The organism is Corynebacterium phocae, assembly GCF_008693075.1.
Lineage (GTDB): Bacteria > Actinomycetota > Actinomycetes > Mycobacteriales > Mycobacteriaceae > Corynebacterium > Corynebacterium phocae.
On record NZ_VXKJ01000030.1, the window covers coordinates 214847 to 229756 of the forward strand.

Below are 14910 nucleotides of genomic sequence, written 5' to 3' on the forward strand. Positions count from 1 at the left end.
TCAACGGGCGGTAGATCTATCGAGGGCACACACAAACTCATCGTCGAAGTAAATTGTGGGGCGAGTGTATTTTTCCGTCATGCCCTTGATGATCTTCGCGGCTTCGGCCGACCTACCCGTAGCAACACGGTTTCCCCAGACACGATAAGACTTTGTTACCTGATTAGCAGGACCATCTGCTATCACTCTACCTTCATGTAGCCAAATTGCCCGTGAACAGTGCTGCTGAACTGTCTCTGCCCCGTGCGAGACTAAGAACACCGTTCCGGCAGTGTCTAGGAACTCATTCATTCTCTTCGTGGCTTTTGCTTTAAACGTGGCATCGCCGGTCGAAAGTGCCTCATCAACTAAGAGGATCTCCGTCTGGACAGCAGTTGAAATTGAAAACTTTAAGCGGGCCGCCATTCCCGATGAATAGGTGGTCATGGGGCGGTCAATTGAGTCTGATAGTTCTGCCCACTCGATTATCTTTGGAGTTAGTTCTTTGACTATATCTGGGGAAACACCCATAGCGAGTAATCCAATTCTTACATTCTCGCGGCCCGACATTGACTTTTGCATTGCAGCAGATACCCCGAGGAGGGTTGGTTTGGCCGAAACCAGTACCTCCCCCTCGGACGGAGACTCCGCACCGGCAATCAATCTGATCAGAGTGGACTTGCCGGAGCCGTTTTTCCCTAAGATGCCGATAGACTCTCTGGCCCTGGCAACGAAACTAGTGGATTGGAGTGCTTTAATTTCCCGGGCCCTGCTTTTGGAGAATGCGAGGGAACTCCCACTATTTGGAAGGAAGTAGGATTTGGCGAGATTTCTAGCGACTACAGTTGTCTTATCTGACACTAGGGTACCTTTCTTCAGCTTGCCAGAAGAACAATAATCCTACCGAAGCTAGACCGAAGCTCCAGAGCGCCAATTGGATCCAGGTGGTCATGGTGGGCAGCTGGTGATAGATTGTAACGTCTCTAATCGCTTGGAGATATAGGTACCCCGGATTAGCGCTAATGACCTTCTGAAGGTGTGGACTTCCTGAAAAACGGTCTAAAGTAAAAAACACTCCTGAGGCGAAGAATAGCGCCCTAGATAGCAAGCTGACTAATGCTGCCAGGTCTGGTATGAACGCGGTGAGGCGAGCCACTATTAGGGTTAGCCCGAGCATAGTTAGGTGAAGCATTAAATAGATGCCCGGGAGTAAAACAAGATGCCAAGTCGGACCGTTGGGCCATTGAAAAAGGAAAGCGAAAACGACAGCAAGAGTAGCCGGTACGAGATTATCTATGAGTTGTCTCAGGGTTTTGGCTATTGGCAGCGAAGCTTTAGGAAAAGAGAACGAGCCAATTAAACTCTTCGAGGATTGAATTAGGCGCGTGCCACCTAAAAATCCTCCAGAAAAGAAACCGAAAAAAATGACCCCAAGGGTTAAAAATCCAAGAAAGTTATCGATGCCCCGGGATGTTTTCAGGATTAGGCCGAAGATGAGAGCGTAAATCGCAATATCAAGCAATGGTTGAACAATAATCCATATGCGGCCCAAAAAAGTATTACGCGTCGATTGAAATGCTTTAGTTCTGGCGTCGGCAACGATGAAATGCCTCCGGTCCCAGAGTTCGACTAGGTAATCACGAAAGCCTGGGCGAGCGTTTAACGCTAGTAACTTGGAACGGTCAACTAAGACTACAGTCTCTTTCGTAGGTGTCTTGTCTGACAGTGGGAATCCGCCTTTAACATCGCTAGGACTCGGCGTACACGAAGAGGCTGACCGCTGTTCGCTGTCAGACATGGATACCTGCCTCCAAGGTTTGCATTTATGCTCGATCCTCTTATCCGGTGAGTGAAACAAAGGTTGTTGATCCAACCTTAGCGTTAGTACTCTGGTTTTTAGAATTTCGAGTGCCGGGTCTTCACTAAAACTCCGGTATGCCGTCAGGTTCCAGCGTGCCTGAGTGAACAGTCTAAAGTACGGGGATAGAATGGATAGTAATGGCGTTGCGAACCGTTAGACCCAGAAACGCGACTCCGGTCTTAGGATTTGCGACCGGCCTATTCTGGCCAAAATCCTGGACTGGTTCGGCGAACCCCTACGCTAGTTCCTAAACTTAGAATGAGGAAATATTGATGGATGTGCTTGTCTTTGGTGGCTGTGTAAGTCGTGATGCGATTGAGTATGCGAGTGGATTCGATGTCACGCTAAAGAAATACATAGCTAGGAGTTCTTTGCTTTCGGCAGGGACCGATGCTCGGCCGAATCTTCCTAACATTAAGTTGTCTAGCAATTTTCAAACAAAAATGGTTCTCCAGGACGTTCTCGGCTACAGTGTTCAGCACATGAAATGGAGCTCTAAAGTAGACTTATTCTTATGGGATATTAACATTGAGAGGGTGGGCGTGTGGCAGTTTCCAGATGGTTCGATTTTGACGAATTCTCCAGAAATTCTAAAGGCACCCGGAGTTAGGGAAGCTTTGGGTAGTGCTCGTTTCGTTGCCTTCGGCACTGATGAGCACTTTCACAGGTGGGCGGGGGCCGCTGCACTGTTTTCTGAAGCGCTCAAGCTATTAAATCTGTATCAGAAAGTCGTCGTGTTAGCCCCTGAATGGGCGCTCTCAGGTTATGACAGCCTCGGCGAGGAAAAGAAGCAAGAGATGTTAAGTAGGGCGACAACTTTCAATCGTGAGTCAATCCGATATTATCAAGTCCTTGAGCATTTGGGATTCGATATCTGTCATTTAGGGGGAACCGTTGCTGGTCTGCATAATAAGTGGGGAGTAGCTCCTTTCCACTATGGCCCCGAAACTTACGAACATTTGATCTCTTATGCGTGGCATTCCTACAGAAGTAGAACTAGGCGCTAGCGCGGGCGAGTGATTTTCTCCAATAGTCTCGAGAAGCATGTCTGACGTGAATGCTCAGAAAACGGGTGAACAACGATAGTAGTTTGAGTTCTCGGCAAAGAAAGATACTTACACACCTCAACTTGTGAGGTAAAGGGCCAGGTAAAGGGCTTTTCAGAGACCGTTTCCTGAGGCTATGCTAAAATCGCCAAGGGAAAACATAAAATTATGGGAGAGGCAAAGGTTGCTTTCTATTAGGAAGAGTATCGAGCTGCGGTATCGTAAACTGCTCGATGAAATGAGTCGTCGCCGGGGGAAAAGGATTGGTAAGAGTGTGCTCTCTGACGTACTCGAAGAACCGGCGGTAAAGCGGAACATGTTCGTTGCTGGTACGCTTGCATCCGGAGTGGCTGTACTGTCCCCGTTGGGTTCCTTACCCCCAAAGTTTCAGGTCTCAATGGGCTTCTTCGGAACTTCGATGTTCCTCGCACTTATATCCCTACAGAGCCGCCAACTTTCATGGATCGCGAAAAGTAATTTCAAGACACTGTCCGATCCTAATTCGCAGGCGAATAAAGCGCCGGCTAAAGTTGATCTCAAGTCGATAGAGCAGCTCTGCGCACTTGAGACCTCAAAAGTCGAAAAGCAATTGTTGAAAATGCTTAAAGAAAACGAGAAATCAATCGAACGGATTGTCAAATCTTTCGAGAGTGAATTCGCAGGGGCGGAATTAGAGCGCGGGACTTGGGGAGAGCAGCTGCAGCGTGAAATCCCAGATGAATTCTTTGCCGTTATCCCTTTTATCAGGGGCTTGCGCCCGGATAACCGCATGCTCTACCTGGGCCCTTCTCATTCGGTCGATAAGATCGAGCATTGGTTGTTGGAACATGGATTTCTCAAATCGAAAGTATTATCCTGGGACAGGATAGAACCGGAGCGTCTAAAAGTCGAAAGGTTCTCAACTATCATTTTAAATCTTGTTGGACTATCAGGGAGGCATCCGGTGCATCAGCTTGATGCTGGGGCGTTTTCCAGTGAAGCTCAAATTCTTTCTATTGGTCACGCGAAAGACGACTCGAGCTCCGTGAACCTTGTCAACCTGAATCCAGCGGTGACTTTGAGGTCGGTTCCAGACCGTGACCTTGCGTATGGAAAAGTGATTCGCATATGGAAGGAATGGAAGTGAAATTGGAAAGACCAAAAACAGCTTTCTATCAACCCCACCGGACTTCGCCGCATAATGGATCTTCTCTGAACATCCTGGCTATCTTGGATGATTTTTCAAGTCTTAGTTTTAGCGATGGCGCTAACCTATGGAGGCTTTCTCCTGATGATGTGGGCATTGACGAGCCTTTAGTGAAACCCGACTTTTTGTTAGTGGAGTCTGCGTGGGCAGGAAATTTCGATACCTGGAAGTTTAAGGTTACGACAAAAAACGGTCCGGCCCCAGTGTTGAAAACACTCGTTAAGCGGTGTAAAGCCCTCGGAATTCCTACCGTTTTTTGGAACAAAGAGGATCCTCCCCATTTTGAGGACTTCATCGAGACTGCGAAATTGTTTGATCACATTTTCACTACCGAGGAGTCTAAAATCGGAGAGTATTATGCTAGGACTGAGGCCTCCAGTGTAGATCTGCTTCGATTTGCTGCGAACCCTGCGATTCACAACCCCGCTTGGGTTGAGGACTACAGGGCTGGCGATATAGCGTTCGCCGGGATGTATTTCAAACACAAATACCCGGAGCGTCGAAAGCAAATCGATCAACTTTTTCCTCCAGCTACGAATTATAAGTTTGAAATTTATTCGAGGCATGCCGGAGGAGACTCCCGTTACCAGTTTCCGGAGCCGTTCGATAGCTACATCGTGGGCAGGCTGCCATACGAGGAAATGGTGCGTGCCTATCGGAAATACAAAATCTTTCTAAACCTGAATTCGGTGCCGAATTCGAAATCGATGTGTGCTCGGAGGGTATTTGAGCTCTCAGCGGCAAAGACTGCTGTTGTAGGCATGCATAGTGATGCGATCCGATCTATCTACGACGAATCAGAGGTTCTTCTGGCAAACGATGAGTCAGAGGTTAGGGAGATATACGAGTTTTTACTCGGCGATGAATTGGGGCGCCGGCGTCTAACCCAACGCGCTTGGAGGAAGACTCTGAGCACCCATACCTACCGATACCGAATAGCACAGATGGCGAAGACCGTAGGGATAGAGATCCCCGATCAGCCGGTTCGGATAGTACTCATGCTCGATAAGGTCAAATCTTACGAACATGCAAGTAAGATTTTGGGACAAGCGTACAACCAGAGGTTTACCTTTCCTCGAGAGGTAAAATTCGGTTGGTTCCTAAGCTCCGAAACTAGAACAATGCTGACTATGTCGGAAATCGTAGACCTCGAGAATTCGTTTGGCCCTCAGATTGTGGGGGATCTAGCTGGTTGTCATATAGTTTACATTAACGCGGAATTTGAATTGGGGACTTTTTATTTGAATGACTTGCTTTTAATGAGTGAGCAGATGAAGACCGATTTTGTCGCGAAGTCCATCGGTAGCTTGGAGACTGTTCGTGAGACGGAGGAACGTTTTTCATCCTCGCTTCCCCCACACGGATGGATGAGTGGCATTATTGGCAGCCGAGATGTCTCAGAACTGATTGCCCAGGAGAATGCCATCAATGTGGGGGGGAAGGCTCCGACAGTCTATGTTGGAGATCCTTTCGGCATTGCAAAGTTCCAACTTGGCGAAACGTCGCCGCTACTTTCAGGATAGGGTGAAAGGCTATGATAGTAATTCTCTATTCACCTAATGATTTTTCAGAAACTCTGGAACTCGCTTCGGAGCTCGAGGGTATAGGTATAGATGTAGAAACCCGCCTTTTGCCCGAAATTGGGAGGTCCGCCGTTAATGAATCGGAGGTGCTCCTGAATTCAGAGGCGGTAGTAACTAGAATCATCGAAGCCGCCCCGGATGCAATTATTGTGTGTTCACCAGACCGAGTTCGGGACACAGCTCTAGTAGCGCTTTCCGAGTCTAAGGTGCGTACCCTAGGCGTTTTCCGCAGCCCGAACAGTCTTACTGGCTCAAACGGGTACCGGGCACTTTTCTTCGATGATATTCTCTACAATTCTACAGTCGTTCCGAAACGACTAGAATTATCGAAGAAAATTCACTACTTTCCAGGCTGGGCCGGTGCCCGACTCTCGCCCACGGATGTGACCGCTATACTCCAGAGTCCATCTACCGGAATAGCTCTGCTCTCGAATACAGGGACTCCCGAATCAAGGGCGAAGTATTACAAGATTGACGAACTTGGCGGTGGTGTAGCCATACACGGAGAGACCGGCACTGACTATCGAAGACTGGGCGGCGGCACGCTATCCAATCAACTTGATCTAATCGCTATTTCCGCCAGATACCGGGCCAGTATTTTCTTTGATGATGGAGATCTCTCCATTGACCCGGATGGAAATGGATTCTCTCGCTTTCCTAAGGAAGTTATTCAGTCGCTGTCGGTGGGTCTGCCAATTGTAGTAATATCGGAACGCGATGAAATTTCAGCTGCCGGGAGCGCTGGTATCACTGTCGTTCGTACGCTCGCCCAAGCGAAACTTGAAGTTGAATCATGGTCCCAGGAAAAGTTATTAGGCGAACGCCGAGCAGCTTTCGATAAATATGCCGAGCTTTTTTGTCCTGAGCTGCGAGCTTCTCAGCTCGCAAGAATTCTAGGACTGCAAGAGAGCAAGGGGGAACCTTATAAACTACAGTGCCAGAATTTAAGCATTAATTCGGAATCTCTATCGGAAACCTCCGGTTTGTTAGCTTGGAATAGGTGGTTCCTTCGTGACTCGATTTTGAACGTTCCCGCGTATCAAGGAAAGCAGCTTAGGATTTTAGCGGTGGTAGGGGGGGAATACGGGATCTCATCGCGAGAGCGCAGCCTCCTTCGGACACTAGACCATTTGGGGCATGAAGTACGGGTTCTCGAAAAAGAGCAGGCCGACCTTTTGCTGGCCCGGGACCCGAGAAAAGTTTGCAAGTTTGTCCTGGATTTGGGGAAGGTCCAAAGTCTTGGTGTAGAGTTGGACTATTACGATATATTGCTAACCATCGGATTGGATGTCGCGATAGAGGCTCCGATTAAAGCTAAATTGGCTGATGCTGACGTCCGCACGATACATTTTGACGATGGCCACAGTTTATGGGGAGTACATCTCGGTAGGCTTGCGGGAAGTTTCGATGTGGTGTGCACTGCTAGTCGCGTGACGGTAGAAATCGCTCAAGAACTTGGATTTGGAAACGTCCTATTTATTCCATATTTCATAAATACTGATTTAAAAGAAGAGCTAACTAAACTAATCTCTGAAAAACACCCTATAGTCAAGGTTAGACGAAGTCTTGAGCGTGAATATGAATTGGCACCGGGGCTGGGGGTAGATGGTGGAACTGTACCTGACGATAATATTCATCATTTTTTACATCTGAAAACGCGAGAGCCCGAGCTAATCCTGGAGCGACTAAACTCCGAGATGCTCCTTCTCTCGCACGAGGGTTTCCGGGAAAATCCTCAATACGATGAGGTTATGCCCATAGCTGCATTGAGCACCGATCTCTTAGTTTTCCCAAGGACGGAAACCCCAGAACGGCTCTTGCCGTACTCCGTCATGGGTCTGAACGCGCGTGAGATTGGCGAGCTTTCTTCTAAATTCGATTTCCTAAAGTCGAGCCCGTACTACAGGAAATCTATGAGGGTTTGGAAGTCCTGGGGAGATAGCATTCTGACTTCCGGAATCCCTCATATGGCATCTCTACTCGGATACGTTTTTCGGGAAAAAAAGGCGAAGCCTTTCGGTGGTCTAGCAACGAACACACGTTTCGTATTGAACGACCACGTTGTACGAGATGCAACAAATACTGACCAAGTGCTAGTGGGCGTTCATTTGGATGTTGCTCACCTCACGGGGAGTCTGTCGGACTGGAAATGTGTGGTGTCGGTCGGAGGAAAGATAATTTATGAAGATGGACTAATGTCGAAAGAATCCTTCGCGTTCTTAGCCCATCCACGGACGACTGTTGTTGTCGAAGCGGTCTATAAGGGGGCGTCCTTGAAGCAAACCCGAAACCTAGCAGTTAAAGTTACAGCTACAATTTCCGACAGTGATGTGGAAGTACAAGGATTGTCAGCCGGGATGATACTCGGCTAATCGATAGTGGCCGTCATTTCAAATAGAACCCGAAACTTTATTTTCTTGTTTAGCTTAGAAAAGGTAACGAAATTGAAAATCGAATTGAACGAACCAAAGAAATTGTTAAAGCTCGAGCACAAAGCTCCTGAATCCGAAGGTTTTAGTGTCCGCTGCAAGGTGCCCGTCGACTGGTTTCTGGAAGGTGGCGATATCCGATTTAGCTGGCAGACAGCTGAAGCGGATGAGTCCGTGCGGTTCGATGTGCCGAGAGACTCCGATCTTCGAACTCGGTTGAACGGATTTGAAAGTTTGTGGCTCTCTTTCAACCTCGAATACCCTCAGTCGGACGCCTGTCTGTTGGTCGAGAGGTTGGGGACTGCAGAAGCGGAGGATGATGATGAAACGATAGTCGTGGAAGTATCGGCAGGGGAGAGCACGCGCGATCTCTCAGAACCTCTAGACGTCCAGTTCGCTCAACTATACATACTAAGGAATTCCCTCGATTCTGTAAAGTTTCTTGCTGACGTCGTTGGAGGCTCAAGGAGAGCGTATACTCCTCTATCTGCAGCCTGTTTCTCATCCGAGGGGATTGAGTTGGTTCCTGCGGAAGAACAAGCCATCGACGCTAGGTTTGGGGGAGCCTTGCTTGTCGAGGGCGCTGGAAACTATTTGAATAGCCAGGAAATAGATTTCAATCTATCTCCCCAAACTAAGTACGTATTAATCTCCGGGAAAGGCTATGGCGAGAGGTTGTCCCTTGCCTCTCCTCTACGTCTCAGGGAAGGGTCGTTGGCCGCACATGAGGTAAGGACTTTCCTTGATCGTGCCGAGGAATCTGGTTCGTTAGTCCTCTGGGTAGAGTCGTTAGGAGCTTTTCCAGTAAGCTCAGGGGATGTACGCCGTACCGACCTGATAAAGATGCTGACTGACTCTGGTTTTATAGTCCTTCTTGCCTCGGATACCCAACCTAAGCGGGAGATGCCAGTAGGTTTTTCTTCGAATTACATGACTGTTCCAATCGGTGACTTAGATCTTATCGCGGGGTATTTTGGACACCAAGGTTCCGGGACTCGGAAGGTGATCGTTGTTTCCGGTTTGCCTACGCCTCGAATCGTGGCGTCTGCTACTCGTCTTAAGTTGAGTGGCTGGGAAGTAGTCTATGAGGCTCTGGATAATTTTGAATTAATTTGGCGTAGGTTTGGAATGAAAATTTATTCGCCAGCTTTAGAGCGGAATTTACTAGGGCTAAGCGACCTCGTATTCGCTAGAAATCATTACCTCATCAAGGCCATTAGAAATTTCGCTCCCTGGGGCCTTAACGCCATAACAGTTGAGCAGCGGCCGGATAAGATTGCGCTTCAGGAAGCAATACCTAATCGAAAAGCCTCGACCGTAGTCACAAGAAATCACCGACCTGTGTTGGGCTATCAGGTTCGCGCTTGTGACAACAGCGGAAATTATGGCATCCTCAAAACTTTGGCTACTGAACTACCGTTCCTGCAGATAGAAATAGTTGGAAATATCGATAGTCGCCAGGCGAAATCTTTCGAGTCGCTGCCTAATGTCCGTATTTTCGCGGAGTTAAATACTGCGAGTGCCCTGACTAGGAAAATGTCTGAGTGGAGGTACGGTTTGGTTTTTGTCCCGAAAGGTGCCGTAAGCTTGGCATCACAGTATCCGGAGGCTCAGAATTACCAGATTAACGGAATTGTTCCGGTGATAAATCCGAAGTACTCCGGTACGCTTCCGGATTTTGCCATTGGCTATGAGGGCGCCTCCGATTTGGTTTCCAAACTGGATGCGGACATCCATCGAGAGTACTCCATCGATACTATTCACGATTTTGAGAAGCTCGTAAGCAGCTTCGATCTTCCGGTGGCTGGTAGAGAGAGTTTTCTTAAATTCATCGAAGGTAAGAAGAGGTAGGCACTAATGAAACGAAAGTTAATCGTATATCCAAACTGCTCAAAGGGCGGAGTTACGACAGTTATCAGAAACCGGGCTGCGGCGGAACCGAACAAGCAGTATGTAGCAGTATTCCATAACGATAGGGGTGGTAGATTCGCGTTCGATGATCTTCCCAATGTGCAAGTCAGAATCATACCCCCAGAAAAAATCGAATCTTATTTAAAAGGTTTGATTTCATCTTATTATTTCGATGAAATTTCGATCCTTCACCTCCCGAGGCTCGCCAACGCATTAATAGGAGTTGGAAGGGGAAAGCTGACTGTAGAATTTCACACCTCAGCTTTGGGCTGGATTATGTCGGAACTAGAGCAGCTGAACGTCGACGAAATTTCTGAATTTGTAGTTCCATCTCCGCAAATGTATCAGTTATTGCAGGAGAGTGTCGAACCCCGTATTGTTGAAAAGCTTGTGGTGCGTCCTAATCAGTTGAATAATCAGATCTTTGCTAGTTCTGGTCCAGCTGACAGGTTGTCGGCTATCCTTGGAGATGGGAATAAGGTTCCACTTGTTTGGATCGGTCGGCTCGAGTGGTTGAAAGGTGATGTCGATTTTCTCCGTGTAGCCGCTTTGTTACCCGAGAATTACGTTGCCGTAATGATGATCAGCCTAGAGAATGACGCAGCAAAAATCGAGCGACTGTTGAATGAAGTAAACGCTCTTGGCTTACAGGATCGTTTCTACTTCCTTATGGATCTTCCCCAGACGGAGGTAGCTGCTATTTTGAGAGCTGTTCGAGATGCGGGAGGTTGGTTCATTTCGACTTCTTACATAGAGTCGTTTGGATACGCCGTTTTTGAGGCGCTCTCAACGGGGTTAAGAGTAGCTGGCTATCGGCCCAAAGTGCCGGTCTGGGATCATCTCTCACCGGAGGACGGAGCTTTCTTCGGGGAGCTCGGAGATATCGAAGAGCTGGCAAAAGTCGTCCGTTTGAACAGTTCTTAGCCTCGAATAGAGTAAACAGTTTTTTGGATGCTTTTCAAATTTACGTAGATCCCCCGACGAAATCGAAGAGCGTTTTATTCGAGCACGAGGGCTGTCTCGCTATCGTTCCCCAGGCTGCCCGTACAAACTAATCAGTACGTAGGAGGTAGGTTTTCGAGTGGCCAGCCGCTAGACGCACTTTAGCCTTGGTGGCTCTCCAGGATCGTTCCGAACCCAAGGGATAGAGCAACGTTCGGTGTTCCTCCCACAAATTTTTTAGTCGCTATGTCACTGGTGTGGGCTGGGATATTCGGACCGGTAAACTTGAGTGTGCGCCATAGTAGACCTTGAGGACAAGGAGAATGGTCATATAAGGAAATTTAAGAAGCACACCCCGGAGCAGATTGTTGTGCGTCTGGAGAAGGCAAGCAAGCTTTCCGAAGAAGGAAAGACCAACGCAGAAATCTGCCGTGAGCTCCAGATCTCGGAGGCAACGTTGAGCCGCTGGCGTCGGGAGTACGGCACAATGTCGCGTGCCGCAGCTCGGGAGCTTAAAACGCTCCGGAAGGAAAACGACCGCCTCAAACGACTGCTTGCGGAAGCAGAATTGAAAAAGCTGCGTACAAGGATCTCGCTAAAGCAAAATTCTAAGCCCCGCACACCGCCATGAAACCGTAGATTACCTCACTCACAAAGGCTATCCGCAACGGTTATCATGCAAGGTCGCTGGGCTATCCCGGTCGGCGTACAACCGCCGGAAAGCAATCAACAAGCAACACAATCAGCAGCCTGCAGCCAGGCCCCATGCTCTATTGATCGAGTGGATGATTAACTTCGCCGATGAGCATCGCCAGTGGGGATACCGCAGGGCACTGGTTCATGCGCGCGCTGCGGGTTTCACTATCGGTCGTGATACTTTCCGCAGGTTGTGGCGTCAAGAGGAGCTAAGGGTATTTCCCAGGAAGAAGTCGAAGCGAACTCTAGACCGCGAACCGACTCCCCGCACGTCCCCCGCAACGCGCCCTGGTGAGGTGTTGGCGTTGGACTTTTTAGTTTGATTCGGACTTTGACGGCCGCCAATCTGGATCACTTCTAGGAGACCACATACAGCCAGTCCAAGGTATGCGACATCATCGATGAGTTCACCAGGGGAATATGTTGATTTCAAGGTTGATCGCTCTATAAAGGCCCGCGGGCTGTCAGGACCGGGTAGATGGTACTCCAATTCCGGGTAGTCGGTGTGTAATGTCATATCCTTGCTAACGAACAATGTCATAGCTCTTTTCACACTCGATGTCATAGCTCTTTTCACAGATCCTGCGGGATTTTAGGTACCGGGTTCTTGGTCGGTGGATTGGTTAGCAAAGCGCTTCTCGGCTGCGGCGTGTTTGCATTGCCAGTGGGCTGGCGGGTCTTTGAGCCAGGCTCCTTTAACGTTGTAGGAATTGATGAACCTCGGACTGTCGCTGGGTTGCGTCCGCTAGCGTGGTGTATCTGTATCCCGCGATAGAACTGATGTCGATACGCAAAAGGTGACCATTGCGGGGTATCTTTCGAATCAACTACCAAATCTCCTCGAAAGGATGAGAACCCACAATGGCCACTGACCCTAATCATATAGATCCAACTCAGTATCTCGAAGAATTACTGGTTCAAGCGTCACCAGACCTCATGCGCCAGATGTTGACAGACTTCATCAACCAAATCCTGTCTGCCCAAGCGGACACCATCTGTGGCGCTGAATACGCCACCGTTTCAGAAAACAGAACCAATTCCCGAAATGGGTATCGTCACCGTGCTTTAGATACTCGCGTCGGCACCATTGACGTGGCTATCCCCAAGCTACGCTCTGGGTCGTTCTTTCCTGACTGGTTGCTAGAACGCCGCAGCCGTGCCGAACGTGCCCTGTCAACTGTCATCGCAACGTGCTACCTCAAAGGGGTCTCCACCAGGCGAATGAATGACCTGGTAGCAACCCTTGGAATCGACAACTTGTCGAAGTCACAAGTATCTGAAATGGCCAAAGAACTTGACCAGATGGTCGAAGACTTCCGGACCCGACCACTAGACCAAGGCCCCTACTCTTATGTGTCTTGCGATGCTATGACCGAGAAAGTCCGTGAAGGTGGACGTGTAGTGAAAACCAGTGTGTATTTTGTCAAGCTGAAGTGATCCGTTTTGGCGCGGAAAAGTGATCCGTTTTGGCGCGTGCATGTTTTTTTATTTGGGTGTGTTTGTGGGGTTGGGGTGGTCGGTGTTGGGCAGGTTTAAGCGCCCCGTTGGCTTCTGCGGTTGGTGTGGTGGTGGTTGCAGGTGCCAGGGGGCGTTGTGGTGTGGTTGTTGGGGGTTATTTCATCAGGGCGTGTGCGACGCGGTAGCTGGGGCCGGTGAATTTGAGTAGGCGTCCGTAGTGGACGATTCGGTCGATGGCGGCGGCTGCCATGTCGTTGTTGCCGAATACTTGGCCCCATTGGGTGAAGGGGAGGTTGGTGGTGATGATGAGGCTTCGTTGTTCGTAGGCGTCGCTGATGGCTTGGAATACGAGTCTGGCTCCGTCGTCGTCGATGGGGACGTAGCCGAATTCGTCGATGACGAGGAGTTCGTTTTTCCCGAGTTGTTTGAGCTCTCGTGTCAGGGTGCCGTTGGTTTTGGCGTTGCGTAGGTGGTCTACGAGCCCGGCTGTGGTGAAAAATTGTGCTGGGATTCCTTGGGCACATGCGGCGGTGACTGCTGCTGTGGCGAGGTGTGTTTTGCCGGTTCCTACGTCGCCGAATAGGACGAGGTCTTCGTGGTTGTTAAGGAAGGTCAGGTCGGTGATGTGGTCGCGGGTGATGTCTGGGGGCAGTTCGATGTTGTCCCAGCTGTAGCCGTCGAAGTGCTTGAGTGTGGGGATTTTGGCTTTGCGTAGCAGGCGAGTTCGTCGGTTGGCTTGGCGGGAGGCAATTTCAGCGAGAAAAACCTGCTGGAGGAATTCGCGTTGTTTGGGGGTTGCGTGTTGGAGTTGTTGGCTTAGCACGCTGCGGGTGAGGAGGATTTGCCGCCCGTTTTCGATGATTTCTTCGTTGGTCAATTTCATGAGATACCTTCGGTGTTAGTTGGGGTCTTTCGGCTGGTAAATACGTCATAGGCAGCGAGGTTGGCCGTGGATTCTGGAATGGGTTTGCCTTCGTGGATTCTGCGGGCGAGCATGTCTAGATTGTGCCGATTGATGACAGTTACCTCTTCGGTAATCGTCGGCTGTGACACCATGCGGGTTGCTGCTGTGACGGCGGCAGAAAAAGAAGTTGTGTCTTGGACTTTATCGAGCGCAGAAAATGCTTCTGCCCGTTTGTCAGCTGTTGCCTTATCAAGCCACTGTTTTAGTTGCTCAGGTACGTCATTGCGAAGCATTGACTGGTTCCATGCCCCTGGTTTGCGACTGAGATGTGCCAACAGGGAGGCTGGGGAGTAGATAATGTCCGGGTTCGTTCCAAAAGACCTGGGCAACACCACGACGGGGTTGTACTTTTCGTCCAAAAAGGTGACCTCTTCGGAAGACAGTTGCGCTGTGAGCTTGCGCCTGGCGAACGACGACCCCACCATGTAGAGGTTGGAATCGATAGAGGCAACACCGGCCTTATTGGGTGTACAACTGCGGAAAGATACTGCCTGAAACGGCGTGGATGGCAGTTCCAGCAACACTGCCTTATCAGCGTCAAAGAGCTCAATAATCGGCTTTTTATGGCGGTAATGCAGCTTGTTGCCGAACTCGACGGAGCGGGCAAAGAACTCATCATTGAGCTCTTTGAGATTCGGTCCCGCCGGGTAAGGCACGAGAAGGTTGCGCCTTAAGAAACCTACGGCATTTTCGACGTTTCCTTTCTCATGCCCAGACCTTGGATTGCAAAACCGGACAGTGGTCCGGTAATGAGTGCAGAACTTTCCAAACAGATCAGAGGTCTTAATTACCTCGCCAAACCGACGGCCGATACCAGTGGCGTTATCAAAGACCATCTCACGGGGAACACCACCG

At 49.4% G+C, this 14910-nt stretch carries 11 protein-coding genes and 1 pseudogene; 8 read left to right on the top strand and 4 right to left on the bottom strand.

Annotated elements, in window-relative coordinates; translation table 11 throughout:
• Together F4V58_RS03175 and F4V58_RS03180 are read right to left on the bottom strand one after the other, a co-directional pair.
• A complete protein-coding gene (locus F4V58_RS03175) occupies window positions 1–840 on the bottom strand; it encodes an ABC transporter ATP-binding protein (RefSeq protein ID WP_169833301.1) in 840 nt (279 codons plus the stop codon).
• Complete coding sequence (locus tag F4V58_RS03180) at window positions 830–1777, bottom strand: ABC transporter permease (RefSeq protein WP_084559663.1); 948 nt, start codon at window positions 1775–1777, stop codon at window positions 830–832. The genes F4V58_RS03175 and F4V58_RS03180 overlap by 11 nt, the downstream gene beginning before the upstream one ends.
• 335 nt (window positions 1778–2112) lie before the next feature.
• Here F4V58_RS03180 and F4V58_RS03185 point away from each other — a divergent pair, with 335 nt between their 5' ends.
• The 8 genes and pseudogenes from F4V58_RS03185 to F4V58_RS03220 all read left to right on the top strand — a co-directional run.
• Window positions 2113–2847 carry a DUF6270 domain-containing protein gene (locus tag F4V58_RS03185; protein ID WP_075733299.1) on the top strand — a complete coding sequence of 245 codons (735 nt, stop codon included), beginning with the start codon at window positions 2113–2115 and terminating at the stop codon, window positions 2845–2847.
• A 313-nt stretch (window positions 2848–3160) separates the two neighbouring features.
• A complete protein-coding gene (locus tag F4V58_RS03190; protein WP_150385688.1) occupies window positions 3161–4012 on the top strand; it encodes a hypothetical protein in 852 nt (283 codons plus the stop codon).
• Window positions 3994–5595 carry a CgeB family protein gene (locus F4V58_RS03195; protein WP_084559664.1) on the top strand — a complete coding sequence of 534 codons (1602 nt, stop codon included), beginning with the start codon at window positions 3994–3996 and terminating at the stop codon, window positions 5593–5595. Before F4V58_RS03190 ends, F4V58_RS03195 begins: the two co-directional genes overlap by 19 nt.
• An 11-nt stretch (window positions 5596–5606) precedes the next feature.
• Complete coding sequence (locus F4V58_RS03200) at window positions 5607–8027, top strand: CgeB family protein (RefSeq protein WP_075733305.1); 2421 nt, start codon at window positions 5607–5609, stop codon at window positions 8025–8027.
• 72 nt (window positions 8028–8099) lie between these two features.
• Window positions 8100–9935: a glycosyltransferase family protein gene (locus F4V58_RS03205; RefSeq protein WP_150385689.1), complete on the top strand. Its 1836-nt coding sequence runs from the start codon at window positions 8100–8102 to the stop codon at window positions 9933–9935.
• Between the two features lie 6 nt (window positions 9936–9941).
• Window positions 9942–10919, top strand: a complete 978-nt coding sequence (locus tag F4V58_RS03210; protein WP_075733309.1) for a glycosyltransferase — start codon at window positions 9942–9944, stop codon at window positions 10917–10919.
• Between the two features lie 307 nt (window positions 10920–11226).
• Window positions 11227–11568 (top strand): transposase, encoded by a 342-nt coding sequence (locus F4V58_RS03215; RefSeq protein WP_084559665.1) that lies wholly within the window; start codon window positions 11227–11229, stop codon window positions 11566–11568.
• A gap of 926 nt (window positions 11569–12494) precedes the next feature.
• Window positions 12495–13049: pseudogene (locus tag F4V58_RS03220) on the top strand (transposase); the annotation flags it as partial.
• Between the two features lie 196 nt (window positions 13050–13245).
• Here the strand turns inward: F4V58_RS03220 and istB are convergent.
• Both istB and F4V58_RS03230 read right to left on the bottom strand, forming a co-directional pair.
• Window positions 13246–13974, bottom strand: coding sequence for an IS21-like element helper ATPase IstB (gene istB / locus F4V58_RS03225; protein WP_150385690.1), 729 nt, complete (start codon window positions 13972–13974; stop codon window positions 13246–13248).
• Window positions 13971–14910: transposase (locus F4V58_RS03230; protein ID WP_211362711.1), on the bottom strand; the 940-nt coding region annotated here is incomplete at its 5' end. The genes F4V58_RS03230 and istB, both read right to left, overlap by 4 nt.

Bases quoted from the DNA above. Each gene is read 5' to 3' on its own strand.
- F4V58_RS03200 (WP_075733305.1), top strand. From the start codon at position 5,607: ATGATAGTAATTCTCTATTCACCTAATGATTTTTCAGAAACTCTGGAA.
- F4V58_RS03180 (WP_084559663.1), bottom strand. From the start codon at position 1,777: ATGTCTGACAGCGAACAGCGGTCAGCCTCTTCGTGTACGCCGAGTCCT.
- F4V58_RS03185 (WP_075733299.1), top strand. From the start codon at position 2,113: ATGGATGTGCTTGTCTTTGGTGGCTGTGTAAGTCGTGATGCGATTGAG.
- F4V58_RS03195 (WP_084559664.1), top strand. From the start codon at position 3,994: ATGGAAGGAATGGAAGTGAAATTGGAAAGACCAAAAACAGCTTTCTAT.
- istB (WP_150385690.1), bottom strand. From the start codon at position 13,974: ATGAAATTGACCAACGAAGAAATCATCGAAAACGGGCGGCAAATCCTC.
- F4V58_RS03210 (WP_075733309.1), top strand. From the start codon at position 9,942: ATGAAACGAAAGTTAATCGTATATCCAAACTGCTCAAAGGGCGGAGTT.